The sequence below is a fragment of the Burkholderia sp. L-4 genome (assembly GCF_056856535.1).
This window is the reverse complement of the sequence record NZ_JBXEOX010000002.1, coordinates 1,089,647-1,113,799: the sequence shown is the minus strand read 5'-3', so window position 1 is coordinate 1,113,799 and position 24,153 is coordinate 1,089,647. Positions and strand designations below refer to the sequence as shown.

Sequence of the window (24,153 nt, the reverse complement as noted above, 5' to 3'; positions counted from 1 at the left end):
CGCGCGCCGCATCGGGGAATCCCTCATGGACTTGCAAGCGCCCGGATACCGCACCACCCGGGAACGTGGGAGGGGGCGCGTCTCATCCGGACAGAAAGGCCCTCGCATCGAATGAGAACCAAATTCCCCAATTTGGCACCAGGATAAAACGTCATTTCATATCAGACCGAATTACCAGCCAACTTTGGATCCTTTTTCCCTTCTGTCCCCCGTATCATTTCCGTCACCATGCAATGAGCAAGAGACGGAAATGAGCGACGCCCACCCGCTGCACTACCTCGACTACGCCGCCACGACGCCGGCCGATCCGCGCGTGATCGACGCGATGACGGCCTGCCTCGGCTTCGACGGCATCTTCGGCAACCCCGCGTCGAGCTCGCATACCGCCGGCCGGCTGGCGAAAGACAAGGTCGAGCACGCACGCGCGCAAGTCGCCGCACTGATCGGCGCGGATGCCGACGAGATCGTCTGGACGTCGGGTGCCACCGAATCGAACAACCTCGCGCTGAAAGGCTATGCGGAAAACGCGGCCGGCAAGCGCCACCTGATCACGAGCCGCATCGAGCACAAGGCCATCCTCGACACGATGGCCAGCCTGGCGAAGCACGGCTCGCAGGTCACGTTCCTGACGCCCACGCGCGACGGCGAGATCACCGCCGACGCGGTGGCGGCCGCCATCGGCCCCGAGACGGGCCTCGTGTCGCTGATGCTCGTGAACAACGAGATCGGCACGCTGACCGACATCGGCGCGATCGCCCGCCTCGTGCACGCCGCGGGCGCGCTGCTCCACGTCGACGCCGCGCAGGCGCTCGGCAAGACGCCGATCGACGTGCGCGCGCTCGGCATCGACATGATGTCGATGTCGGCGCACAAGGTTTACGGGCCCAAGGGTATCGGCGCGCTGTTCGTGCGCCGCGAGATCGCCGATCGCATCGCACCGCAGATTCACGGCGGCGGTCACGAGCGCGGGTTGCGCTCGGGCACGCTCGCGACGCATCAGATCGTCGGCATGGGTGTCGCATGCGCACTCGCCGCCGACAAGCTCGACGGCGAAACCGCACGGATCGCCGCGCTCGGCGCACGCCTGACCGACGCGCTGCTCGCGCTCGGCGACGTCACGCAGAATGCAGCCGCCGCGCGCCGCATCCCGCATACGCTGAGCCTGACCGTGAACGCACCGGGCTTCTTCCCGTTCATGCTCGGCGAAGCGCTCGCCGTCTCGTCGACCTCCGCGTGCAACTCGACCAGCGGCGCACCGTCGCACGTGCTCACCGCGCTCGGCCTCGATGCGGAAACGGCCGGCCGCACGGTGCGCATCAGCTTCGGCCGCTTCACGACGGAGCAGGACGTCGACTTCGCGATCGCGTGTTTCCGCAAGGCGATCGAGCAGTGCCGCGCGACGGCGGCGAACGGGTTCTCCGCGTCGCGCCAGATCACGCCGGCCGACCTGAAGGCGATCCGCAATGCCGGCTTCCGCTCGGTCATCTGCAACCGGCCCGACGGCGAAGGCGACGATCAGCCGGCGTTCGACGAGATCGCCGCCGCCGCCCGCGAACTGGGCCTCGAGGCACGCTACCTGCCGGTCGAGCGCGACCAGATCGGCGACGCGGAGATCGACGCGTTCGGCGCACTGGTCGACACGCTGCAGAAGCCGGTGCTCGCGTATTGCCGAAGCGGCAGCCGCTCCGGCCTGTTGTGGAATCGCCTGTCCGCGCGACGCACGGCCTGAACCCGCGCACTTCCCCGCTATACCGCGTCACCCGCGTTCACGCACGAAGCCGATGCTGCGTTGCATGACCGCGAGGTGATGCCGGCCAACGCAGCATCAGCCCCTTTCTCCGTCATTCATCGGCGTGTAGATCGCCAGTTTCAGCGCGGGATCGTCGTTCGCCTGAAACGTCGCGTACTCATAGCGCTGCGTGCCGCGTTGCGCATGCACGAGCACCTTCTCGCCGGACACGCCGCTGCGCACGTCGTGTGCGTCCCACCCTTGCGCGAATGCGACGCTGCTCGCATCCGGCGCACGCTTCCGGATTTTCACTACGCCGCCGAAATCTGATAAAGCCGGACGATCCCGCACGCGCGCTACCGAAGATTCGGCGGCCGATGCGATTCTCCATCGCACCGGCCGCCGCGCCGCCTGCTACGTCACTCGTCCTGCTGCTCCTGCTGCGCCTGCACCTGCCGCTGCTGGATGAACTGCTGCACGTCGCTCATCGTCACACGCCCGGTGTGCTTCGCATCGATCTCGTCGAAGTGCTTCGACACGAAACCCAGGCCGCTGCTCTGCGCCTGCGCCTTCGTCACGGCCGCGCCGTTGCTCAGCACGGTATTGCCGCCAAGCCTTGCGTCGACGCGCTGCTGCGCCTGCTGCTGCAGCGCCGCGCCGGTCGACGGCAACACCGGCGCTGCCCGCGTGGCGGGAAAGAACGGGCCGTCGACGCCGCGCCCGCCGTGTGGCAGCTTCACCGGCGCCACCGCTTGCGGCGGCAACGCATAGGCACTGCTCGTCACGGCACCGAGGACGATCAACGGAGACATACGCCGCATCAATTTGATTAGGGACATGATCACTCGCATTCAATGGATGAATAGAGGGTTCCTTTGACAAGGAGTCCGTCGCTCAGGGCGCCGCCGCCAGCGTCGTTCCGGCCGTCGCGCCCGGGACGCTGCCGGTCGGCACGCTCGGCGGATTCTCGTCCGGCCACGGCGGCGGCAGCGTGTGCAGCGTCAGCGCCGTCGGAATCCGCGCGCCCTTGTAGAACGTCTTCAGGTCCCGCTTCATCTCCGGCCGGGCGACGTCGTCCAGGTAGATCATGTGGCCGCCCTGGAAGAAGTTCACCTGCAGCTTCGGATTGAGGCCCTTCACCGTCTGCAACCGCGCGAGTTGCTTCTCGGTGTTGAAGAACGGCGTCGCGAGATCGTGATAGCCATTCTCCGCGAGCACGCGAAGCTTCGGGTTCAACTGCAGCGCACCGAGCAGATCGGGGATCGTGTCGGGCATCGGCTGGCCGTCGTGCGAGAAGTCCCAGACGCCGATGATGTTGTCGTTCAGCGGCAGGTACGTCGCGTTCGGCGCGGAGTAGCCGAGGTAATCCGGCATCTGTGTCGCGAGCGCGTTCGTGAACGGCTGCGAGATCAGGATGTCGGACGGGTCGCCGTCGTTCTGCAGCCGCGGATCGGAATTCGGCAACGACACGCGTCCGTCATACCGGCCGATCGTCGTGCCGGGCAGCAGGCTCGTGCCGAACGGATTCGCGTTGAAGTAGCCGCGCAGCGCCTGTTGCGTGAGGCTCGACGGGATCGACCACAGCCTGAGCGTCGCATCGCTCGGGAACACCGGCGTGCCGAGCGCATCCGGAATGCCGAGCTGGCTCAACACCCACGACTGCGAGTACTTCTGCAGCTGGTTGTAGATCAGCGTCGTGAACAGTTCCGTCTGCAGTGCGTACAACCCCTGGTTCACCGGCGCCGGCGAGACCTGGTTGAAATACGCCGCGACCGCCGCATAGCCCGGCAGGTAACCGGCCACCGTATCGGTTTCGAGCAGCAGCCCTTCCGTCGACTGCGTGATCGCCACCGCTTCCACCGCATCCGCGAAGTAGTTCAGGATGGCTGACTGCAGCACGATGCCCGTCAGGTGCACGCCGGCCGATTCGAGTGCGAGCGCCAGCATGTCGGTACGCGGCGTGCCGTACGATTCGCCGTACAGATAAATCGGCGACGTGCCGCGGCTGTTGACGTTCAGGTAGCGCTGGATGAAATCGCGCATGATGTTCACGTCCGCATCGGAACCCCAGTACTTCTGGTTGGTGTTCGGCAACACGGCTTCCGACAGCCCCGTTCCGGGCGGGTCGATGAACACGAGGTCGGTGGTGTCGATCAGGCTCTCGGCATTGTCGACGAGCGGATAGTTCGGCCAGGTGGTGCCGAACCCGGGATCGGGCGTGGCCACCCGTGTCGGCGCGAACGAGCCGAGCCGCAGCCAGATCGACGACGACCCGGGGCCGCCGTTATAGACGAACGTGACGGGGCGCGGCTTGCCGTTGGTGCTCGGCGCGGTGTACGCGACGTACGACATCGACGCTTCCGCATTGCCGTTCGCATCCTGCGCGGTCAGGTGGCCGGTGGTCGTCGTGTAGTTGACCGTCGTGCCGCCGGATTTCCACTGGTAATGCATGACGGCCGCTTTCTCGGATACCTGCGCCGCGGCGAGACCGTCGGTCGCGTTCATCGAGTAGGCGACGGGGTCGATGTACGGCTGGTTGGCCGCCGGCGCCTGATTGCCGGCCGCTTGCGCGCTGGCCTGCTGGCTGGCCGTGGCCTGCGCGAGGCTCGACGCGCCGACGGACGACGAATCGTCGCCGCCGCAGGCCGCGAGCGCCAGTGTCATGACGGTCACTACGCTCAGCCCGGCCATCCGGCCGTGACGAGCACGGCGGCTGCCGGTACAGCTCCTGTCTGGTTTCATCTCTGTCCTTTGGTTCGGATACCGCTTCACAAAGGCCGCCTTCGCCGACGAGACGCGCAGCAACACCCGCCACTCGCGCAAAAGGCGGTTGGGATCGGACTGCTTCAAGAGACTGAACGTGATACAGACACAGCAAACTGCTGGCGAGAATCGTGCTTGAACCGCCCCCTGCAGTTTGGACTTCTATTCTGATTACCGAAATTTACGACATCGACAAAATAGGCGGTGCTGCGCCGCGTTGTCAAAGATCATTCGGATATTAAAAATCCCGCAATGATGCGAAGGGCGGGCAGTGTTTGGCATTTGAAAGAAAACGGAATTATTCGTGCAAGCTGCGCTTTATCGGTAATACCGGGCCGAATATTTTACTTTTCTCGCATAACCCGGAAGCCCCGCCTGCATTGACTCGACGATGACGAAACCTTCAGATCGACAGGATTTTTCTTTCATTTTTATTATCTGTGATCGATTAATACAGCACGGCAACCTTCACCCATCACGCCAGGATTCGATTCGCCTCAACCTTTCTTCAATCGCCATGCTGATACGCGCCGCATCGCCCATAAAATACCGATTCCATTAATTTCAATCCGGCTTGACGGCATTATTTACTCGATATCCGGCCGGCATTTCCGGGCGGATGACGACATGCGGCGTCGCCGCACGTCGTCGGTTGCGGCACGTCGATTGTCGATTATTTCTTGCCGCCCGGGAGCGCGATATCGATCAGCACCGGATCGTGATCCGACGAACGATAGGCGTCCGGTGCATAGAACGTCTTCTGCTGTTCGGCCGACTTGTACGCGAGCGTGTACTGCAGCGCGAGCGGCTCGTCCGCGTTGATGTGCCATTCGTGCACGGCCTTCACGTGCGAGGCGAGCGGCAGCGTCGCGAGCGCGTGATCGAGATAGCCGGCTTCGCCGTTGTACACGTAGCTGTACGCATTCGCGCCAATCCAGCGCGCGACGAGGTTGCGGTAGCCGCGCGATTCGAGCGCGCGGATCGGGTCCTCGTACGTATAGCTGTTGAAGTCGCCGATCAGCAGCACGCCCTGGCCCGCGACGCCCGTCGGGTTGCCGGCCAGCCAGTCGGCCAGTTTCGTCGCCGCGCGCGTGCGCGTCGGGTTCCAGCAACCCTGGCCGTCGCCCTGGTCGAGATCGTCGTTCGCGGCGTCCGGGCAGTTCTTCGACTTCAGGTGATTGACGGCCACCGTCAGCGTCTGCTTGTTGCCGTCGACCAGGCGGAACGACTGCGCGAGCGGCTGGCGGTTCTTGTCGTCGATTGCAAGCGTCGCCGCGCGGCCGACCGGTTCGACCTTGCGGCTATCGTAGATCATCGCGACCGCGATCGCATCGCCGCCGAGGCGTGACGAGCCGGGATCGACGACGCGCCAGTGGCTGCCGAGCTTCGCCGCAAGCTGACGCACCGCGCTCAGTTCGCCGTAGCCGTTGTTCTGGATTTCCATCAGCCCGATCACGTCGGCATCGATCGCCTTCAGCGCGCTGACGATCTTCGCTTCCTGACGCTGGAATTCCTGGAACGTCTTCGCGCCGCGGTTGTTCGGATCGTCGAAGCCGCCGCCGAGCCCGTTGCCGTTGAAATAGTTGAGCACGTTGAACGACGCGACGCGCAGGTTCGACTTCGGATCGCGCGCGGGCGCGTTGGTGCGTGGATTCGGACGCGTGTCGAACGCCGGCACGGCCGCGCCGGGCAGCGGCTGCACGCGCCACGCGCCGTAACGCACTTCGAGCACGCCTTCGACGTCGCGCACGGTGTAGCCCGCGCGCAGCGTGTTCGCGGCCGACAGGCCCGGTGCCGGATACGGCACGGTCGCCGGGTTCTGCTTGTTCGAGCCGTCGTCGAGGATCAGGCGGTTGCGTGCGTTCGCATCGATCTGCGTCTGCGCCTGCGCGGGCGGCACGACGCTCGTCGGCGTACGCAAGCGGCCGTTGCTGAGCATCACGCTGCCGTAGCGGCCGAGCTCGTAGTTGTCGGTCACGTTCAGCGTCTGCGGCAGGCGCACGCGCATCCCTTCGTACGCGGCGAACGCGTTCGGGCTGTCGACCGGCAGCGTGAGCGTCGCGGGCGTGACCGTCTGGCCGTTCGCGCACACCGCGATCGCCCCCGACAGCGTCAGTTGCGTCTGGCCGTATTTCTCCTCGACCTTGCCCGTCACGTGCACGAGATCGCCGGCCTTCGCGCGCGCTTTCGGCGCATAGACGAACAGGCCTTCGGACACGCCCGGCTGGTTGCGGCGTTGCGCGTCGGCCTGCTGGACGAAGAAGCCGCCGAAGCCGTCCGTGCCGCCGAAATCGGCGGTGACGACCGCCTCGACCGACACGTTCTGGCCAGCGAGCGGCGACGGTGCGCCCGGCCCCTGGATATCGGCGATCGGCGTCGTGCTGCCGCCGCAGTTCGGGCTGACGGGAGCGGCAAATACCGGCGCAGCAAGCGTCGGAAGCAACAATAGCGGGGCAAACAGGCGGATTGTCGAGCGCATGACGGGGAATCCCGGTTGTGAGGGTGGCGAAAGCTTAGCGGCGCTCAATGACAGTTTTTGGTAATGAACAGACAGGCCGACGTAATGCCCGTCATCCCGCCGCGATCCCCACCGATCGCATGTTCGGGCCCGGAAATGCGGGGCAATCGGCTGGCAGGAACGCCTCCGTGCTCCGGACGATTCCCCCGCGCCGTCGCCGCCGCATCGCCGCGCTAGGCCGTTCCCGGCAACGCGCTCGATACGAGCACGGCCGCCACCATCAGCACGCCGCCGAGCACGACCGCCTCGATCCGCAACACGGCGCCAAACCGTTTCAACGAGACGGCCGGCATCGCGGCAGCCGGGTCCCGCAGCGCGGCCAACAGCTTCGGCATCCCGAAGAAGCGGTTATGGCCGCCGAGCGCCGCTGCGATCAACACGAGCGAAAGCTTCAGCAGCAGGATCTGCCCGTACGTCGACACGAGCAGGTTGGCCGGCGTATCGACGCCGCGCCAGCCGCTGTACGCGCCGGTCGCGAACAGCACGACCAGCGCATACGTCGACGCATCGGACAGCGACTGCACGAACGATGCGCCCGTCGCGCGTTCGCTCGCGGGCATGCCGGCGAGTCGCGGCATCACGCCGAATGCCGTCACGAGCACGAGCCCGACCCACGCGCTGATCGCCAGCAGATGCAGCCAGTCGATCCACACGGGCACGCTGAACAGGCCTGCGTCCACCGGATGCCCGCCGTTGCTGCGCGCAAGCGCGACGCAGGCAAGCGCGGCCCACATCGCGAACGGAAAACGCGTGTCGTTCGCGCGCCTGACGAACGCCAGCAGCACGACGACGAGCATGAACACGGCGCCGGCCAGCCATGCATGACCGAAGCCCGTGCCCGCGAGCATCGCGCGGACGGCCGGCCCCGCTTCGAACAACGGCACTTCGCTCATCAACGCGCAGTGCGCCCAGAACGCGGTGACGCTCGCGAGCAGCGACACGGCGGACGCGATCCGCAGCGTCGCGACGAGCCGTCGCCCGATCCCGTGCTGCCATGCCGACGCGCCAAGCGCGAGCCAGCGGCCGCCGAGCAGCGCACCGACGACGACGGCGAACCCCGCATTCTGGATCGCTACCGCCACGAGCCGCAGCAGGCCGACGATACCGTCGTTCATCCTTTCACCCGGAACGTATAGGTGCCCTTCGTGCGATGCGCGTCGGCGGTCATCGCCACCCATTGCACCGTGTATGCGCCGGGCGCGAGCCTCGGCATCGCGACCGTCATCACGCGCGGGTTCGACGCATCGACCTTCGCCTTGTCCCGCGTGACGGCATTGCCGTTCGCGTCCGACACCTTCACCGAGCTGAATGCAGGTTCGAGGTCTTCGTTGAACGCGAGCCGCACGGTGTCGGGCGCCACGTCGACCGTGCTGCCCGTCGCCGGTGCGGCGCTTTCCAGCTTGCCGTGCGCCGAGGCCGCGACGGGCGCGGCCGCGAGGATCGCGCCGGCCGCGGCAAAGCCGGCCAGCCGCTTGAGCATCGTGATCGTCATGTTCGCGCTCCGCGTCACGGCTTCTTCAGTTCGACGACGGTCAGCGCGCCGCCCACCTCTTCGGCGACGAAGTCGATCTTGTCGCCGGCCTTGACCTGGGACAGCATCGCCGGGTCCTTCACCTTGAACACCATCGTCATCGCCTCCATCCCGAGGTTCTCGAGCGGGCCGTGCTTGATCGTCAGCTTGCCCGCGGCCGCATCGACCTTGCGAACTTCGCCGTGCGACATGCGCTGCGCCGCGTCGGCGCCCTGCTTCGCGCCGCCGCTCATGTCCATGCCGGCCATGTCGCCGGCCGCGTACGACGCGGCGGAAAACGCCAGCGCGCAACCCGTTGCCATCAAAACCAGTCCCTTCTTCATCGTGTCGACTCCCGTGTGAGTGAATGGAAACCGGCGGCCGCATACGCACGGCCGCCGCATGCTGCTGCTCAACCGTCCGGCAATTCGCCGGTGTATGCGTAGGCGACGGTGCCCTTCGGATGCCGGAACCAGCCCGGATCGCGATAGTCGGTGCGGCCGAGCCCCTGCCGCACCTTGCAGACCGTGAACATGCCGCCCATCTCCAGCGGCCCGAACGGGCCCGTGCCCGTCATCATCGGCAGCGTGTTGTCGGGCAACGGCATTTCCATCCCGCCCATCGCGCCGCCCGTGCTGCCCATCGCCATGTAGTCGGGCACGAGCTTGCCGATACGCTGCGCAAGATCCTTCTGCGGCACGCCGATCAGGTTCGGCACCTGGTGGCCCATCGCATTCATCGTGTGGTGCGACTTGTGGCAGTGGAACGCCCAGTCGCCCGGACGATCGGCGGTGAACTCGATCGCGCGCATCTGCCCCACCGCGACGTCGGCCGTCACTTCGGGCCAGCGCGCGGCCGGTGGAATCCAGCCGCCGTCGGTGCCGGCCACTTCGAAGCTGTAACCGTGCAGGTGGATCGGATGGTTCGTCATCGTCAGGTTGCCGAAACGAATCCGCACGCGGTCGCCGGCGCGCACCGGCAATGGATCGATGCCCGGGAACACGCGGGAATTGAAAGTCCACATGTTGAAGTCGGTCATCTCGTTCACGCGCGGCGTGTAGCTGCCCGGGTCGATGTCGTACGCGGCGAGCAGGAACACGAAATCGCGATCGACCGGCATCGTGCCGCGATCCTTCGGGTGCACGATGAACATGCCCATCATCCCCATCGCCATCTGCACCATCTCGTCGGCGTGCGGGTGATACATGAAGGTGCCGTGCGCTTCGAGCTGGAACTCGTAGACGAAGGTCTTGCCGGGCGGGATGTGCGGCTGCGTGAGGCCGCCGACGCCGTCCATCCCGTTCGGCAGCCGTAGCCCGTGCCAGTGGATCGTCGTATGCTCGGGCAGCCGGTTGGTCACGAAGATGCGCACCTTGTCGCCTTCGACGGCCTCGATCGTCGGGCCCGGCGACTGGCCGTTGTAGCCCCACAGGTTCGCGTTCATGCCGGGCGCCATCTCGCGCACGACGGGCTCGGCCGTCAGGTGGAACTCCTTCCAGCCGTTCTTCATCCGCCACGGCAGCGACCAGCCGTTCAGCGTCGCGACGGGCGTGTACGCGCGGCCGTTCGGCGGCACGAGCGGCGGCTGCGTGCCGGTCTTCGCCATCGTGGGCGCTTCGGGCAGCGACGCGGCGCCGGCCTTGCTGACCATCGCCGCACCGAGCAGCGCGGCGCCCGAGCCGCTGAGAAATTGTCGACGGGACACCATGTCAATGACCTTCCGGATGCGTTTGCGTCGCGGGCGCCGGTGGCGCCGCGGGAGTGGAGACCGGCTGCGCGGCAGCGTCGGCCCTGGGCGTGGTTTCGGGTGCCGGTTCGGCGGCATTCGCCGCGCGCGGCGCAGCGCCTGACGACGGCAAGCGACCGCCGACGGCCATCTGCAGATCGGTTTCGGCGAGCCAGTAGTCCTTCAGTGCATCGATGTAGCCGTTGACCGCGCCGACCTGCTCGCGCGCGTCGGCCAGCAGCTCGAACACGCTCGCGAGCATCCCGTTGTAGCGCAGCAGCAGTTCGTCGGAGATCGTCTTGCGCAGCGGCACGACTTCGTCGCGATAGTGGGTCGCGACGTCGTAGCTCGTCACGTACGCCGCGTACGATTCGCGCACTTCGGAGCGCGCGTCGATCGCCGTTTTCGCGAGCCGGTTCGCCGACTGCATGTAGAGGGCCTCGGCGCGCGCGACTTTCGCGCCGCCCCAGTCGAACAGCGGAATCTCGACGCTGATCTCGTAGCCGTGCTCGTGCCCCTTGCCGGTTTCGTAGTTGTTCACGTAGCCGAGATCGACCGCGTTGACGAAGCGTGTCGCCTTGCTCAGGCCGAGCGACGACGCGACGCCCTGCGTCTGCAGCTTCGCGGCCTGGATGTCGAAGCGGTTGCTCATCGCGAAGCGTTCGAGATCGGGCAGGTTCGGGCGCGCTTTCGGCAGGTCGGGCAAGCGCTCGGGCAGCGCGTACCGCGTGCGCTCGCCCCACAGCCCCATCGCGCGCGTGAGCTTCTCGCGTGCGGCCAGCGCCTGCTGGCGCGCCTTCGCGTGCAGCGCGACCGCGTCCGCCTGGAACGCCTGTTCGCGCGCGTAATCGAGGCGGCTGAAGTTGCCGGCCTGCCGCATGCGTTGCGCCAGTTCGGCGGCCGCGCTCGCGGCGTCGCGCACCTGCTGCGCATAGTTCGCGGCCTGCCCGGCGGCGACGGCTTCCACGTAGGCGCGGCGCGCGTCGGCCGCCACCTTCAGCATCGCATCGGCCGTTTCGAGCCTGGTCTGCTCGAAGCGGCGGCGTTCGATGCTCGTCGCGAGCGGCATCGTCAGCAGTGCGAACACGTTCGCCGACAACGTGCGACCGAGCGTCAGTTCGCCGTCGCCGGCGCGCGTGCGGCTGAACGCGAAGCGCGGGTTCGGCAGCCGGCCGGCCTGCACGAGGTCGGCCTCCGACAGTCCGAGTTCGGCGTACGACGCCTGCAGGCCGCGGTTGTTCAGCAGCGCGACCTGCACCGCATCGTCCATCGACAGCGGCCTGGCCAGCAGTTCCTGCGTCCGCCTGTCGACGGCCTCGCGGTCGGCATCGGTCCTGACGACCACCGCGTCTTTCCCGATGCGTTCCGATGCGGCGGACGACACGGCGTCGAAACCGCCGTCCTTCGAAAACGTCGTACAGCCCGCAAGGAACGCCAGCGCGACCGCGGCCGCACCGATCCTCGGCGATATCGCCAGATTCGTCATCGCGCGGCCCCTCCGTGCGTCGCATGCGCGCCGCCGTTGCGCGCCGCATTGCCGGGCTTCGCGGGCCGCTCCGTCACGTCCCGGTTCAGTTGTTTCCAGCCGGGGCCTTCGTCGTCGCGATACGGCCGGTAGCCGTCGAACGCGGACGTCACGGTGACGTCAGGCACCGGCGCGGCGGCGTCCGCCGGATCGGGCAACGGGGTTTGCGCAGGCGCGAGCGACGGCATGAAGGCCGCCGCGCTCAACAGCGCCGCAGTGATCAGTCGCATGAAAATATCTCGTCGTGAGTCGTCCGGCGGACCGGGTGCGGCCGCCAGCGTGAATTGCAGGTCGCGGCCTGTCGGCCACGGGCGGGGACTAGACGGGTATCGCGCGAGGCGGCCGGTCGATGCCGCCGGTCAGGAACGACACGCCGCCGGCCGATGGGGGAGGCGCGGCGATCGCGACGCCGACGCTCGTGACGGCGGGCACCGCCCCGGCACCCGACATGCCCGTGCCGAAGCAGCACGACACGCACGCGGAACACGACGACGCATGCCGCGCGTGACCGTCATGATCGTGATGGCCCTCCTGCGCGTGCGGGGCCGCCTCCGCCGGCATGACGGCAGCGCCCGCGCACTGCATCGACACAGCCGCGAACGACAGGATCGGCAGGCTCAGCGCCAGCAGCACGACGACGAGGAATTTGCGCCAGTACGACATGGATGCGGAATCGGGCAGGCAACGACCGGTTGGGCCGGCGCGGCGCCGCGACGGCGCGCTCCGGGGACAAGACGGCTGCAGGTTATCGCCGCCGCGGTGACGACGACATGGCCGAAACATGACCGGATTTTCATGAAACGCGGGTGACGCGGCGCCTGGGCGATGCATGACAATCCCGTCATCCGGCGGTCATCGTTCGCGCACGCGCGGCCCCTTAAGCTCAGGCGTTACACTGACCGGCTGGAAATACGGACAGCCTGCCCCACCATGCGGATACTGATAGTCGAAGACGAACCCAAGATGGCGTCGTACCTCCGCAAGGGGCTGATGGAGGCGAGCTACACGGTCGACATCGCGGAAAACGGCCAGGACGGGCTGTTCCTCGCGCTGCACGAGGATTTCGACCTCGTCGTGCTCGACGTGATGCTGCCGGCGCTGGACGGCTTCGAGGTGCTCAGGCGGCTGCGTGCGCAGAAGCAGACGCCCGTGCTGCTGCTCACGGCCCGCGACGCGATCGAGGACAAGGTGGCCGGGCTCGAACTCGGCGCCGACGACTACCTGCTCAAGCCGTTCGCGTACGCCGAATTCCTCGCGCGCATCCGCTCGCTGCTGCGCCGCGCGCCGCGCAACGCGCGCGACATCCTGCTCGTTGCCGATCTCGAGATCGACCTGCTCAAGCGCCGCGTGCGGCGCGCCGACACCCGCATCGACCTGACCGCGCAGGAATTCGCGCTGTTGCAGCTGCTCGCCGAACGCGAAGGCGAAGTGCTGACCCGTACGTTCATCACGTCGCAGATCTGGGACATGAATTTCGACAGCGACACGAACGTCGTCGATGCGGCAATCAAGCGGCTGCGCGCGAAGATCGACAACGCATATGAGAAGAAGCTGATCCACACGATCCGTGGCATGGGTTACGTGCTCGAGGATCGCTCGTGAGCGCGAGCCCGGCTTCGTATTCGCTGCTGCGGCGCCTGACGCTCGCGTTCGCCGTCGTCGCCGCGCTCGTATTCGCGCTGACCGGCGCATACCTGTACCGCTCGCTGTCCGCCGAACTCACGCGGCGCGACGACATCGAGATCTCCGGCAAGCTCAACCAGTTCCTGCAGCTCGCGCACGCGAGCGGATCGACAGCCGCGCTGCGCGCCGATCCGGCCGTGTTCCATGAAGTGCTGCTGTCGCACCCGGGGGTCTATCTCGGCATCTACGATGCGCAGGACCGCCCGCTCGTCGAGCACTCCGACGCGGCCGGCAACACGCTGGCGTCGGTAATCACGGCACCGCATCCAGCCGGTGGCGCCGCCGGGCCGTTCTCCTGCTCGCCATCCGGCATCGGCACGTCCCGCTGCGTGTATGCGCGTGCAACGCTGCCGTCCGGCGAAGCGATCCAGGTCGCGCTCGCACGCACGGCGACCGATCGCCAGTCGCTGCTCGAAAGCTATCGCGTCGACATCTGGCTCGCGGCGGCCGTCGGCGCGCTGCTGGTCGGCGCACTCGGCTACGCGGTCGCATCGCGCGGCCTGCGCCCGGTCGAGAGCCTCGGCCGGCAGACGTCGCGCATCGAGGCGCACAACCTGAACGCGCGCCTCGACGCGCGCGGCGGCCCCGTCGAGCTGCGCGAACTCGCGACGTCGGTCAACCGGATGCTCGACCGCCTCGAACGCGCGTTCGTGCGGCTGTCGCAGTTCTCGTCCGATCTCGCGCACGACATGCGCACGCCGCTCGCGAACGTGATCAGCTCGTCGCAGGTCACGCTGTCGCGTGCCCGCACGACCGAGGAATACGAAACGCTGATCGATTCGAACATCGAGGAATGCGAGCGGCTGCAGCGGATGATCGAGAACATGCTGTTTCTCGCGCGCACCGACAATGCGCGTCAGCACCTGAAAACCGCCGAGCTGGACGCCGGCAGCGAGTTGCGCCGGCTCGCGTCGTATTTCCAGGCGCTGGCCGACGAAGCCGGCGTGCGCATCGACGTGCGCGGCGAAGCACCGGTCGTCGCGGACGCGACGCTGTTCCGGCGCGCGGTGAGCAACCTCGCATCGAATGCGCTCGAACACGCGCAAGTCGCGTCGGCGATCGAACTGGCAGTTTCGGTGCAAGGGAATGATGCGGTCGTCGAGGTCACGAATCGCGGCGCCGCGATTCCGCCCGAACAGGTCGAACGGATCTTCGAGCGCTTCTACCGCATCGATTCGTCGCGGCACGGCGCGGCGCGCAACGCGGGGCTCGGGCTCGCGATCGTGAAGTCGATCATGGAATTGCATCGCGGCAAGGTGGAGGTCGCGAGCCGCGACGGGCGCACGACGTTCGCGCTTTATTTTCCGCGCGGCACGGACGGGTAATCCGCCCGCCCGCTCACGCGTCCGTCCCGCGCCGCAGCTTCGCCTCGCGGCGCGACCGGTCATTCAGTATCTGGTGCCGGCGGTGATCGGTCATCTTCTTCCAGTCGCGTGCCTCGTCGCGCGTGCGCAGGCAGCCGGCACAAAAGCCCGTCCGGCCGTCGAACGCGCACAGGTCGATACACGGCGATTTCACGGCCACGATCAGGCCGCCTTCGCACGCGTCGTCACTTCGACGGTCACGTGGGACACGCCGTCGAAGCGCGCGACGAGCGCATGGTAGAAACGCGCATCGCGCGCGGTATCGCCGGTTTCGACCGACACGATCGCGCTCATGTGCCCCGGGCCCACGCGCCACACATGGAGATCGTTGACCTTGTCGCCAAGCGCCTCGATCGCGCGGCGGACGTTGTCCGTCAGCTTGCGATCGACGTTGACGTCGAGCAGGATGCCGCCCGTGTCGCGCATCAGCCCGTAGGCCCAGTTGGCGATCACCAGCGCGCCGACGATCCCCGCGAGCGGATCCATCCAGACCCAGCCGAACGCCCGCGCGAGCAGCAGGCCGACGATGGCCAGCACCGACACGGCCGCGTCGGCGATCACGTGAACGTAGGCGGACCGGATGTTGTGGTCGCGATGCGCCGCCGCGAGCGAGCCGTGGTCGTGATGCGCGTGATGCGCGTCGTCATGGTCGTGATCGTGGACATGCGCATGACCATGCCCGTGATGATGATCGCCGCTCAGCAGCCACACGCTGGCGAGATTCACCGCGAGCCCGAGCACCGCGATCGGAATCGCTTCGCCGAAATGGATGGGCACCGGAGACAGAAGGCGCGCGATCGCCTCGTAGCCGATCAGCAGCGCGATCATCGCGAGCACGATCGCGCTCGTGAACCCGGCCAGATCGCCGAGCTTGCCGGTGCCGAAAACGAAGCGCGGATCGTCCGCATGCCTGCGTGCGTAGGTGTAGGCCAGCGCCGCGATCAGCATCGCGCCCGCATGCGTCGACATGTGCAGCCCGTCGGCGACCAGGGCCAGCGAGCCGAACAGCGTGCCGCCGACGATTTCGGCGATCATCATCGCCGTGCACAGGCCGATGACCATCCAGGTCTTCCGCTCGTTCCGCGCGTGCGCGGCGCCGAGAAACGCATGGCTGTGCCAGCCGTCGGCGGCACTCCCCTCGAGTTTGCTCATGTTCCGATCCGGTTACTTGAAATAACTGTGGACGACGTCGATGAGCTGCTCGGTCGCGCTGCCTTCATGCGCGTCCGGCGTGTCCGCGTCGACGAGATGCGACCGGATGTGGTCTTCCAGCACGACGGCCAGCAGGCCGTTCATCGCGCCGCGGCAGCTCGTGATCTGCTGCAGCACATCGTTGCAGCCGCGCTCGTCCTCGAGCGCGCGCTCGATCGCCTCGACCTGACCCTTGATACGGCGCACGCGGTTCAGCAGCTTCTGTTTGTCGCGAACGGTATGACTCATCGATGGCTCCTGTATAGGGTAGGGGAGTATATCTCCAGGACGGTTTCCCCATAGGGTGGAGGGAGATATTTTTTTCGAGATGAAGGCTTGTCGAAAGCAACCCGCTCGGCTAGACTGCCCTTCGTCTTTGGGGAGTAGCCTGCTTTCCGTCCCCCGGAAAGCGAACGCGTCAACACACTCGGCCTGCGGCCGTGGCGCGTTCGGCCTGATCGGCTTGGCGAGACCATGGGCGCATCGCGTCGTTCCTGGTTGGACGGCGGCGGATGCGCCATGGTTCGTCAGCGTCCGACCACGGAGTCCCCATGTTCCTCCCCGCTCTCTCCCCATACGCCACCGTTGCCCGCGGAGGTGCCGCATGACGTTCATGTTCCTCGAACTGGCGTTCATGCTGATCGTCATCCTCGTCGCGGCCGAAGTCTTCACCAATGCGCTCGAACATCTCGGCGAACGCCTGAAGATTTCCGAAGGCGTGACCGGTTCGCTGTTCGCGGCCGTCGGCACGGCGCTGCCCGAAACGATGGTGCCGCTGCTCGCGCTGGCCGGCGGCACCGCGAACCAGGCCGTGAACGAGGAAATCGGCGTCGGCGCGATCCTCGGCGCGCCGCTGATGCTCGCGACGCTCACCACGTTCCTGATGACGCTCGCCGTGATCCGCTCGCGCGGGTTGCGCGGCACGATCGCGCCGGAACGCACGGGCTTCGTGCGCGACATGAACTACTTCCTCGCCGCGTTCTCGCTGGCGACCGCCGCGATGTTCGTCCCGCATCACAACTGGGCCGTGCGCGCGCTGCTCGCCGCGATGCTCGTCGGCCTCTACGTGATGTACGTCGTGATGACGTTCCGCGCGTCGACCCGGCTCGTCGATGCCGGGCACGGCACCGAGGCGCCGCATGCGATGTTCCTGTCGCGCGCGGGCCTGCCGACCAACCTCGCGACGATCGCGCTGCAACTGCTGATCGGCGTCGCGCTGCTGGTCGGCGGGGCGAAGGGCTTCATTCACGGCGTGGAAGGCGTGTCGCATGCGCTCGGCATCTCGGCGCTGCTGCTGTCGCTGATCATCGTGCCGATCGCGACGGAGCTGCCGGAGAAGGTCAACAGCGTGCTGTGGATCCGCCGCAGGAAGGACACGCTCGCGTTCGGCAACATTACCGGCGCGATGGTGTTCCAGGGCACGCTGCTGCCGGCGATCGGCATCATGCTGACGCCGTGGGAGCCGCGCCCCGAAGTGCTGACCGGCGTGATCATCACGCTCGCGGCGGCCGCGTGGCTGCGCGTCAACGCGCGGACGCGCGGGCTCGCGATCTGGGCACTGCTCGCGAACGGCGCGGGGTATGCGGGTTATCTGGTCCTGACGCTGACACGCTGAATGCGCCGATGCGCGCACCGGGCGCGCCGGCCGACGGACACGTCGGCGCGGCGCGCTTCACTGCGCAGATGCGGGCGACCGCCGCACCTGCCGACGACGGTCAGGAACCCTTGACGAGCTTGACGATCGTCAGCGTGCCGTCGACCTTCTCGATCCGCACCTTGACCTTGTCGCCCGCCTGCGCGTGCGCGAGCATCGCCGCATCCTTCGCCTTGAACGCCATCGTCATCGCCGGCATCCCGACGTTGTCGAGGGCGCCGTGCTTTAGCGTGATCCTGCCGCTCGCGGCATCGACCTTCTTCACCTCGGCGTCGGTCAGCGCGGCATGCGAATCGGCCGCGCCGTCCGGCGCCATCTTCATGCCGGCCATGTCCATGCCCGACATCTCGCCGGCGGCAAACGCCGGTATGGCGGCAGCGCCGAGCGCGACAACGGCGGTTGCGGCGGCGATCAATTGATTCATCTTCATCGTGATTCTCCGGTTGGGATGGGTGGCACGTTCGTGCCGGAAGGAACTGCATCGGAATGCCGCGCCCGGCCCGCGCCGTACGCACGACGGCGCTGAAGCAGGAGCCACGCGGCGGGAATGACGAACATCGACAGCAGCGGCGCCGTGACCATGCCGCCGACCATCGGCGCGGCGATGCGCTGCATGACTTCGGAGCCGGCGCCATGGCCGACCATGATCGGCACGAGACCGGCGAGCACGACGGCGACCGTCATCGCCTTCGGCCGCACACGCAGCACCGCGCCCTCGCGGATCGCGTCGAGCAGCAGCGCATCGGTCAGCGGTTCGCCGCCGTCGAGCCGGCGCTGCAGCGCGCCTTTCAGGTACAGCAGCATCACGACGCCGAATTCGGCGGCCACGCCGGCCAGCGCGATGAAGCCCACCGACGTCGCGACCGACACCGCATGACCAAGCGCCCACACGAGCCAGAAGCCGCCGACCAGCGCGAACGGCACCGTCGACATCAGCAGCAGCGCATCGGCCACCGAGTCGAACGTGAGGAGCAGCAGCACGAAGATCACGACGAGCGTGACGGGCACCACGGTACGCAACGTCGCCGCCGCGCGTTCGAGATACTCGAACTGGCCCGACCACGCGATCGAATAGCCGGGCGGCAACGCGACCCGTTGCGCGACGGCCCGCTGCATCGCGCGGACGGCCGTGCTCAGGTCGACGCCGCGCAGATCGACGTACACGTAGCCGGACAGCCGCGCGTTCTCGCTGCGGATCATCGGCGGCCCGTCGGCGATGCCGATGCGCGCGACATCGCCGAGGCGGATCTGCGCGCCGCGCGCGGTGACGACCGGCAGTTGCCGCAGGTTCTCGAGCGAATCGCGGATCTCGCGCGGATAGCGGAGGTTGATCGGGAAACGCTCGCGCCCCGCGACCACTTCGCCGACATCGTCGCCGCCGACCGCCGACGACACGACCGACTGGATGTCGGCCACCGACAATCCGTAGCGCGCGGCCGCGAGCCGGTCGATATCGACGTCGATGTAGCGGCCGCCGTTCAGCCGTTCCGCGAGCGCGGACGTCACGCCGGGCACGCGCTTCACGGCCGCCTCGACCTGCGTCGCGATCGCGTCGATGCCTGCCAGGTCCGGCCCGGAAATCTTCACACCGACCGGCGTCTTGATCCCGGTGGACAACATGTCGAGCCGGTTGCGGATCGGCGGCACCCACACGTTCGACAAGCCCGGCACCTTCACCGTCCGGTCGAGTTCGTCGACGAGTTTCTCCGGCGTCATGCCGGACCGCCATGTGCTGCGCGGCTTGAAGCGGATCGTCGTCTCGAACATCTCGAGCGGCGCGGGATCGGTGGCCGAATCGGCCCGGCCCGACTTGCCGAACACCGTGTCGACCTCGGGCACGGTCTTGATCAGCCGGTCGGTCTGCTGCAACAGTTCGCCCGCCTTGTCGGCCGAGATGCCCGGCAGCGCGGTCGGCATGTACAGCAGGTCGCCTTCGTCGAGCGGCGGCATGAATTCGCTGCCGAGCCGCGACAACGGCACGGCCGTCAGCACGAGCGCGACAACCGCGATACCGATCGCGAACCACGGGCGCCGCAGCGTCGCCTCGAGCAGCGGCCGGTACAGGCGGATCAGCACGCGGTTGATCGGGTTCGCGTGCTCGTGCGGAATGCGGCCGCGCACGAGATAGCCCATCAGCACGGGCACCAGCGTCACCGACAATCCGGCGGCCGCGGCGATCGTGTAGGTCTTCGTGAACGCCAGCGGCGCGAACAGCTTGCCCTCCTGCCCTTCCAGCGAAAACACTGGAACGAACGACAGCGTGATGATCAGCAGCGAGAAAAACAGCGCGGGCCCGACTTCCGCGGCCGACGCCGCGACCAGCTCCCAGCGGCGCGCGGCGGTCGGCGGCTCGCCCGGATGCGCGTGGTCGTACGCTTCCAGATGCTTGTGCGCGTTCTCGATCATCACGATCGCCGCGTCGATCATCGCGCCGATCGCGATCGCGATCCCGCCGAGCGACATCAGGTTCGCATTCACGCCCTGGTAACGCATCACGATGAACGCGGCCAGTACGCCGAGCGGCAGCGACAGGATCGCGACGAACGCGCTGCGCAGATGGAACAGGAACACCGCGCAGACGATCCCGACGATGACGAATTCCTCGATCAGCTTGTCCTTCAGGTTGCCGACCGCGCGCTCGATCAGTTGCGATCGGTCGTAGGTCGTGACGATGTCGACGCCGGGCGGCAGCGAACGCTTCAGGCCGGCGAGCTTCGCCTTCACCGCGTCGATCGTCGTCAGGGCGTTCTTGCCCGAGCGCATCACGACGACGCCGCCCGCCACTTCGCCCTGCCCGTTCAACTCGGCGATCCCGCGCCGCATCGCCGGGCCGACCTGGATGTGCGCGACGTCGCCGAGCAGCACCGGCGTGCCCGCGTCGTCGGTACGCAGCACGACGCGGCGGAAGTCGTCGAGCGTGCGCAGGTAGCCGGACGAACGCACCATGTACTCCGACTCAGCCAGCTCGACGACCGAGCCGCCGGATGCCTGGTTGGCCTTGCCGAGCGCATCCGCGACCGCCGCCTGCGTGATGCCGTAGGCACGCAACTTGTCGGGATCGAGGACGACCTGGTACTGGCGCACCATGCCGCCGATGCTCGCGACTTCCGAGACGTCCGGCACGGCCTTCAGCTCGAACTTCAGGAACCAGTCGTTGAGCGCGCGCAGTTGCCCGAGATCGTGACGGCCGGTGCGATCGACGAGCGCGTACTCGTACACCCAGCCGACGCCGGTCGCATCCGGCCCGAGCGACACGGTCGCGCCGGCCGGCAGGCGGCTTTGCACCTGGCTCAGGTATTCGAGCACGCGCGAGCGCGCCCAGTAGGGATCGGTGCGGTCGTCGAACAGCACGTAGACGAACGCATCGCCGAACGACGAGTATGCGCGCACGGTCGTCGCGCCCGGCACGCCGAGCAGCGTCGTCGTCAGCGGATAGGTGACCTGATCCTCGACGACCTGCGGCGCCTTGCCCGGATACGACGCCTTCACGATCACCTGCGTGTCCGACAGGTCGGGCAACGCATCGAGCGGCGTCTGCCGCAGCGAATGAACACCCCACGCGGCGATCAGCACGGTGGCCAGCAGCACCAGGAAGCGATGCCGGACGGACCAGAGAATGACGCGCGCGATCATCGTTCGCCTCCCTGCGGCTCGACCTTCGTTAGCCGGTAGCCGTCGTCGGTCTGCATGAACGCGAACCGCGCGGTCTGACCCGGCTTCACGTCGGGAAACGCCCGGGCCGACGGCTTGCCGAACGCCATCGTCATCGCGCCCCAGCCGAGCGCCGGCACCGGTTGATGCGAGAACGTGATGTCGTCGGCCGTCACCTTCTCGACCTTGCCGGTCGTTTCGTAGACCGGCAAGGTCGCCGCAGCGGACGATGCGGCCGTACCTGCCTCCGACGTGCGTTCGAGCCGCGGCAGCACGCTTTTCAGGCTGGCTTCCGAATCGATCAGGAACTGGCCCGACGCGACGACCGTGTCGCCTTCGTGCAACCCGTCGAGCACTTCCGTGTCGCCGCCGACGTCGTTGCCGGTCGTGACCGATACCGGCTGAAGGCGGCCGTCGCCGTTCTTCACGATGACGATCGTGCGCTTGCCGGTCGCGATCACGGCCTCGGACGGCACGAGCAGGCGCGACACCGTATCCTTCGCGGCTACGCGCACGCGCATCAGCATGCCGGGTGTGAGCTTCAGCGACGCGTTGTCGATCTCCACGCGCGCCTGCAGCGTACGGCTGCCCGTGCCGATGCCGGGCAGCACTTCGCGGATGCGGCCGCTGACGTGCCGCGCCGCATCGCCCGCGAACGTCGCGTCGACCGACATCCCCGGCTGCACGGTCAGCGCGAGCGCTTCCGGCACCTCGACGATCAGCCACAGCGTCGACAGCCCCGCGATCTTCGCGAGCGTCTGACCGGGTGCGACCATCGCGCCGTCGCGCACGTTCAGCTCGCTGACGACACCCGTTTCCGGCGCCGTGAGCACGACATGCGTCTGCGCACGGCCGGTGCGTTCGAGGGCCGCGACCATCCCGTCCGGAATCGACAGCGCCCGCATCCGTGCGCGCGCCGCATCGAGCAGGCTGCCGTCCATCCCGCCGCGCTTCAGCGCGAGATATTCCTCCTGCGGCGCGAGCCAGTCGGGCACGAACAGCGATGCGACCGGCGCGCCCTTCTCGATGCGCTGCATCGGCGCACGCGCGTACAGTCGATCGATATAGCCGGTGACGCGCGACTGCACGACGTCCGCGCGCGATTCGTCGAACTGCGTCGTGCCCACCGCGTCGAAGCCGGCGGCCGTCTGCTGGCGCCGCACGGTCGTATACCGGATGCCGAGGTTCTGCTGCAGGCCCGGATCGATCCGGATGCCCGGTGCGGCGCCCTCTTCGTCCGCATAAACGGGCTGCAACTGCATGTCCATGAAAGGCGACTTGCCCGGTTTGTCGAAATGCTGGTTCGGCACCATCGGGTCGTGCCAGTACAGCACCTTGCGTGCCGCTTGCGGATCCTGCGTGCCGGACGGCGCGGCAGCGGCCGGGGCGGCCGTCGCCGCGCCGCCCGCCGCATGGCGAACGCCCGCGAAGTAGCCGGCGCCGCCGAGCGCCGCGCCGGCGAACGCCAGCACCACCGCGCGTGCGAGTGCTTGCTTGTTCATGGTGTTCTCCTTCACTGCGCGGCGGCCAGCGCCGACGGCACGACCTGATATTCGAGCTGCGCCCAGGTCCGCGACACGTCGCGCCTGAGATCGAGCAGCTGCAACTGCGCGTCGAGTTGCGCCCGCCGCGCGGCGAACGTATCGGCGAGCGACCCCGTGCCGGCCCGGTACGCGGCCATCGCGAGCTGCACGCGCTGGTCGGCGGCGGGCAGCAGCGCGGCGCTCAGGTTCGCGATGCGTTCGCGGCCGCTCGCCAGCGCCTCGGATTGCGTACGGATATCGGCCTGCACCTGGCGCAGCGTGTCCTCGTACATCAGGCGCGCCCTCGTCTCGAGGGCGGCCTTCTCGGCGATGTCGCGGTTCTGGCGGTTCTTGCGATTGAGCGGCAGCGGGATCGAGACGCCGACGGACACCATGTTCGAATACGCGCCGCCGCGCTGCTGGTACGCGATCTCCCATGTCCAGTTCGGGCTGCGCTCGCTGTTCGCGACCGCCGTGTCGGCTTCGGCCACCGCGATGTCGTCGGCCGCGGCGACGAGCGCCGGCTGCGACAGGCGCAGTTCGTCCGGCGGCAGCGACGACACGAAGGATTCCGGTGCAGGCGGCGCCCCCGTCACGTCGGCCGCCGGAACGGCCGTCCAGCGGGCCAGCACGACAAGCGCGGTGCGGTATGCCTGCTGCGCCTTGAGCACCTGATCCTGCGTTTGCGCGAGCATCGCGCGCGCCTGCACGACATCGCCGGCACCCGCCTTCGCGCCGCGATACGACGCCTGCGTGGCGTCGAGTTCGTGATTCATGTGGCCGAGCAGCGCCTGCTGAAGCGCGAGCGCCTGCTTCGCGTAGACGGCGTCGAGCCAAGCCGTCGCGGTCTGCTGGCGCACGATGGCGAGCTGCGCGAGATAGCCCGCGCGCTCACGGCCGACCTGCTCGTTGGCAAGTGCCGTGCGCAGCCGCCGCTTGTCGCCGGACACCCACTCCTGCTCGATGCCGATGCGGCGCATCGTCATGAAGTCCTGGCCGACGGTGAAGCGCTGACCGCCATTGACTGGCAGGTTGTCGATACCGGCCTTGAGCATCGGGTCGGGCAACTGGCCGGCCTTGACGGCCGCTTCGGAACGCGCGAGCACGGAAGCCTGCGCGGCCTGCATCGAAGCGGAATGATCTGTCGCGGACTGCAGCGCGGCGTCCAGCGTGACAGGCGACTGCTGTGCGTGAACGGCGCCCGCCGCCAGCAGCGCGACCCACAGTACGGGCGCGCGCCGACACCCACGCCGCGTACGCGGCGTGCTGAAATCGAATGACATGGTGTAACCCCAGGTCGGAACCCAAAAGGATTC

The 24,153-nt window shown here is 67.6% G+C and carries 22 protein-coding genes and 1 riboswitch; of the genes, 4 read left to right on the top strand and 18 right to left on the bottom strand.

Annotated features, from left to right (window positions below; all coding sequences use genetic code 11):
• Positions 1-250 precede the first annotated feature (250 nt).
• Positions 251-1,729 (top strand): aminotransferase class V-fold PLP-dependent enzyme, encoded by a 1,479-nt coding sequence (locus tag AC1VVG_RS21825; protein ID WP_482836236.1) that lies wholly within the window; start codon positions 251-253, stop codon positions 1,727-1,729.
• A gap of 96 nt (positions 1,730-1,825) precedes the next feature.
• Here AC1VVG_RS21825 and AC1VVG_RS21820 read toward each other — a convergent pair whose 3' ends face one another.
• The 11 genes from AC1VVG_RS21820 to AC1VVG_RS21770 form a co-directional block, all read right to left on the bottom strand.
• Positions 1,826-2,125, bottom strand: coding sequence for an MmyB family transcriptional regulator (locus AC1VVG_RS21820; RefSeq protein WP_482836234.1), 300 nt, complete (start codon positions 2,123-2,125; stop codon positions 1,826-1,828).
• A 23-nt stretch (positions 2,126-2,148) separates the two neighbouring features.
• Positions 2,149-2,580 carry a 2-oxoglutarate dehydrogenase gene (locus AC1VVG_RS21815; RefSeq protein WP_482836232.1) on the bottom strand — a complete coding sequence of 144 codons (432 nt, stop codon included), beginning with the start codon at positions 2,578-2,580 and terminating at the stop codon, positions 2,149-2,151.
• A gap of 43 nt (positions 2,581-2,623) precedes the next feature.
• Complete coding sequence (locus tag AC1VVG_RS21810; RefSeq protein WP_482836230.1) at positions 2,624-4,471, bottom strand: S10 family serine carboxypeptidase-like protein; 1,848 nt, start codon at positions 4,469-4,471, stop codon at positions 2,624-2,626.
• Between the two features lie 694 nt (positions 4,472-5,165).
• The gene (locus tag AC1VVG_RS21805; RefSeq protein ID WP_069704438.1) at positions 5,166-6,971 is read right to left on the bottom strand and encodes an ExeM/NucH family extracellular endonuclease; all 1,806 of its coding nucleotides are present in this window, start codon (positions 6,969-6,971) and stop codon (positions 5,166-5,168) included.
• A gap of 212 nt (positions 6,972-7,183) precedes the next feature.
• On the bottom strand, positions 7,184-8,125 hold the full coding sequence (locus tag AC1VVG_RS21800) for a CopD family protein (protein ID WP_059559868.1): 942 nt from the start codon (positions 8,123-8,125) through the stop codon (positions 7,184-7,186).
• Positions 8,122-8,502: a copper homeostasis periplasmic binding protein CopC gene (gene copC, locus AC1VVG_RS21795; protein ID WP_059560093.1), complete on the bottom strand. Its 381-nt coding sequence runs from the start codon at positions 8,500-8,502 to the stop codon at positions 8,122-8,124. The genes AC1VVG_RS21800 and copC overlap by 4 nt, the downstream gene beginning before the upstream one ends.
• Positions 8,503-8,516: 14 nt before the next feature.
• Entirely contained in the window at positions 8,517-8,864 is a 348-nt protein-coding gene (locus AC1VVG_RS21790) for a copper-binding protein (RefSeq protein ID WP_069704436.1), read from the bottom strand.
• 68 nt (positions 8,865-8,932) lie between these two features.
• Positions 8,933-10,228, bottom strand: coding sequence for a multicopper oxidase family protein (locus AC1VVG_RS21785; RefSeq protein ID WP_482836228.1), 1,296 nt, complete (start codon positions 10,226-10,228; stop codon positions 8,933-8,935).
• Position 10,229: 1 nt separating this feature from the next.
• Complete coding sequence (locus AC1VVG_RS21780; protein ID WP_482836227.1) at positions 10,230-11,732, bottom strand: TolC family protein; 1,503 nt, start codon at positions 11,730-11,732, stop codon at positions 10,230-10,232.
• Complete coding sequence (locus tag AC1VVG_RS21775; RefSeq protein WP_482836225.1) at positions 11,729-12,001, bottom strand: hypothetical protein; 273 nt, start codon at positions 11,999-12,001, stop codon at positions 11,729-11,731. Before AC1VVG_RS21775 ends, AC1VVG_RS21780 begins: the two co-directional genes overlap by 4 nt.
• Before the next feature lie 88 nt (positions 12,002-12,089).
• Complete coding sequence (locus AC1VVG_RS21770; RefSeq protein ID WP_175027075.1) at positions 12,090-12,434, bottom strand: hypothetical protein; 345 nt, start codon at positions 12,432-12,434, stop codon at positions 12,090-12,092.
• 267 nt (positions 12,435-12,701) lie between these two features.
• On the opposite strand from AC1VVG_RS21770, the gene AC1VVG_RS21765 reads away from it, so the two are divergent.
• Together AC1VVG_RS21765 and AC1VVG_RS21760 are read left to right on the top strand one after the other, a co-directional pair.
• Positions 12,702-13,373, top strand: a complete 672-nt coding sequence (locus AC1VVG_RS21765) for a heavy metal response regulator transcription factor (RefSeq protein ID WP_034188484.1) — start codon at positions 12,702-12,704, stop codon at positions 13,371-13,373.
• Positions 13,370-14,779: a heavy metal sensor histidine kinase gene (locus AC1VVG_RS21760; RefSeq protein WP_034188485.1), complete on the top strand. Its 1,410-nt coding sequence runs from the start codon at positions 13,370-13,372 to the stop codon at positions 14,777-14,779. Before AC1VVG_RS21765 ends, AC1VVG_RS21760 begins: the two co-directional genes overlap by 4 nt.
• 13 nt (positions 14,780-14,792) lie before the next feature.
• Here AC1VVG_RS21760 and AC1VVG_RS21755 read toward each other — a convergent pair whose 3' ends face one another.
• Genes AC1VVG_RS21755 through AC1VVG_RS21745 form a run of 3 tightly spaced genes read right to left on the bottom strand, consistent with a single transcriptional unit; the run spans position 14,793 to position 16,258 of the window.
• Positions 14,793-14,978: a DUF1289 domain-containing protein gene (locus AC1VVG_RS21755; RefSeq protein WP_034188486.1), complete on the bottom strand. Its 186-nt coding sequence runs from the start codon at positions 14,976-14,978 to the stop codon at positions 14,793-14,795.
• A gap of 2 nt (positions 14,979-14,980) precedes the next feature.
• Entirely contained in the window at positions 14,981-15,970 is a 990-nt protein-coding gene (dmeF, locus tag AC1VVG_RS21750) for a CDF family Co(II)/Ni(II) efflux transporter DmeF (protein ID WP_049035874.1), read from the bottom strand.
• Between the two features lie 12 nt (positions 15,971-15,982).
• On the bottom strand, positions 15,983-16,258 hold the full coding sequence (locus tag AC1VVG_RS21745) for a metal/formaldehyde-sensitive transcriptional repressor (protein WP_034188488.1): 276 nt from the start codon (positions 16,256-16,258) through the stop codon (positions 15,983-15,985).
• A gap of 117 nt (positions 16,259-16,375) precedes the next feature.
• A riboswitch (yybP-ykoY riboswitch) is annotated at positions 16,376-16,545 on the top strand.
• A gap of 68 nt (positions 16,546-16,613) precedes the next feature.
• Here AC1VVG_RS21745 and AC1VVG_RS21740 point away from each other — a divergent pair.
• Complete coding sequence (locus AC1VVG_RS21740; protein ID WP_049035875.1) at positions 16,614-17,624, top strand: sodium:calcium antiporter; 1,011 nt, start codon at positions 16,614-16,616, stop codon at positions 17,622-17,624.
• Positions 17,625-17,724: 100 nt separating this feature from the next.
• Here the strand turns inward: AC1VVG_RS21740 and AC1VVG_RS21735 are convergent, their stop codons facing one another.
• The 4 genes from AC1VVG_RS21735 to AC1VVG_RS21720 are packed head-to-tail and all read right to left on the bottom strand — an operon-like array spanning position 17,725 to position 24,120.
• Positions 17,725-18,093: a copper-binding protein gene (locus AC1VVG_RS21735; protein WP_482836223.1), complete on the bottom strand. Its 369-nt coding sequence runs from the start codon at positions 18,091-18,093 to the stop codon at positions 17,725-17,727.
• Positions 18,090-21,296 carry an efflux RND transporter permease subunit gene (locus AC1VVG_RS21730; RefSeq protein ID WP_482836221.1) on the bottom strand — a complete coding sequence of 1,069 codons (3,207 nt, stop codon included), beginning with the start codon at positions 21,294-21,296 and terminating at the stop codon, positions 18,090-18,092. The genes AC1VVG_RS21735 and AC1VVG_RS21730 overlap by 4 nt, the downstream gene beginning before the upstream one ends.
• On the bottom strand, positions 21,293-22,816 hold the full coding sequence (locus AC1VVG_RS21725; protein ID WP_482836220.1) for an efflux RND transporter periplasmic adaptor subunit: 1,524 nt from the start codon (positions 22,814-22,816) through the stop codon (positions 21,293-21,295). Before AC1VVG_RS21725 ends, AC1VVG_RS21730 begins: the two co-directional genes overlap by 4 nt.
• An 11-nt stretch (positions 22,817-22,827) precedes the next feature.
• A complete protein-coding gene (locus tag AC1VVG_RS21720; protein WP_482836218.1) occupies positions 22,828-24,120 on the bottom strand; it encodes a TolC family protein in 1,293 nt (430 codons plus the stop codon).
• Positions 24,121-24,153: the final 33 nt, after the last annotated feature.

What these genes read in the sequence shown, in the direction of transcription:
- AC1VVG_RS21825 (WP_482836236.1), top strand. Translation starts at nt 251, where the DNA reads ATGAGCGACGCCCACCCGCTGCACTACCTCGACTACGCCGCCACGACG.
- AC1VVG_RS21815 (WP_482836232.1), bottom strand. Translation starts at nt 2,580, where the DNA reads ATGCGAGTGATCATGTCCCTAATCAAATTGATGCGGCGTATGTCTCCG.
- AC1VVG_RS21810 (WP_482836230.1), bottom strand. Translation starts at nt 4,471, where the DNA reads ATGAAACCAGACAGGAGCTGTACCGGCAGCCGCCGTGCTCGTCACGGC.
- AC1VVG_RS21805 (WP_069704438.1), bottom strand. Translation starts at nt 6,971, where the DNA reads ATGCGCTCGACAATCCGCCTGTTTGCCCCGCTATTGTTGCTTCCGACG.
- AC1VVG_RS21800 (WP_059559868.1), bottom strand. Translation starts at nt 8,125, where the DNA reads ATGAACGACGGTATCGTCGGCCTGCTGCGGCTCGTGGCGGTAGCGATC.
- copC (WP_059560093.1), bottom strand. Translation starts at nt 8,502, where the DNA reads ATGACGATCACGATGCTCAAGCGGCTGGCCGGCTTTGCCGCGGCCGGC.
- AC1VVG_RS21790 (WP_069704436.1), bottom strand. Translation starts at nt 8,864, where the DNA reads ATGAAGAAGGGACTGGTTTTGATGGCAACGGGTTGCGCGCTGGCGTTT.
- AC1VVG_RS21785 (WP_482836228.1), bottom strand. Translation starts at nt 10,228, where the DNA reads ATGGTGTCCCGTCGACAATTTCTCAGCGGCTCGGGCGCCGCGCTGCTC.
- AC1VVG_RS21780 (WP_482836227.1), bottom strand. Translation starts at nt 11,732, where the DNA reads ATGACGAATCTGGCGATATCGCCGAGGATCGGTGCGGCCGCGGTCGCG.
- AC1VVG_RS21775 (WP_482836225.1), bottom strand. Translation starts at nt 12,001, where the DNA reads ATGCGACTGATCACTGCGGCGCTGTTGAGCGCGGCGGCCTTCATGCCG.
- AC1VVG_RS21770 (WP_175027075.1), bottom strand. Translation starts at nt 12,434, where the DNA reads ATGTCGTACTGGCGCAAATTCCTCGTCGTCGTGCTGCTGGCGCTGAGC.
- AC1VVG_RS21765 (WP_034188484.1), top strand. Translation starts at nt 12,702, where the DNA reads ATGCGGATACTGATAGTCGAAGACGAACCCAAGATGGCGTCGTACCTC.
- dmeF (WP_049035874.1), bottom strand. Translation starts at nt 15,970, where the DNA reads ATGAGCAAACTCGAGGGGAGTGCCGCCGACGGCTGGCACAGCCATGCG.
- AC1VVG_RS21745 (WP_034188488.1), bottom strand. Translation starts at nt 16,258, where the DNA reads ATGAGTCATACCGTTCGCGACAAACAGAAGCTGCTGAACCGCGTGCGC.
- AC1VVG_RS21740 (WP_049035875.1), top strand. Translation starts at nt 16,614, where the DNA reads ATGACGTTCATGTTCCTCGAACTGGCGTTCATGCTGATCGTCATCCTC.
- AC1VVG_RS21735 (WP_482836223.1), bottom strand. Translation starts at nt 18,093, where the DNA reads ATGAAGATGAATCAATTGATCGCCGCCGCAACCGCCGTTGTCGCGCTC.
- AC1VVG_RS21730 (WP_482836221.1), bottom strand. Translation starts at nt 21,296, where the DNA reads ATGATCGCGCGCGTCATTCTCTGGTCCGTCCGGCATCGCTTCCTGGTG.
- AC1VVG_RS21725 (WP_482836220.1), bottom strand. Translation starts at nt 22,816, where the DNA reads ATGAACAAGCAAGCACTCGCACGCGCGGTGGTGCTGGCGTTCGCCGGC.
- AC1VVG_RS21720 (WP_482836218.1), bottom strand. Translation starts at nt 24,120, where the DNA reads ATGTCATTCGATTTCAGCACGCCGCGTACGCGGCGTGGGTGTCGGCGC.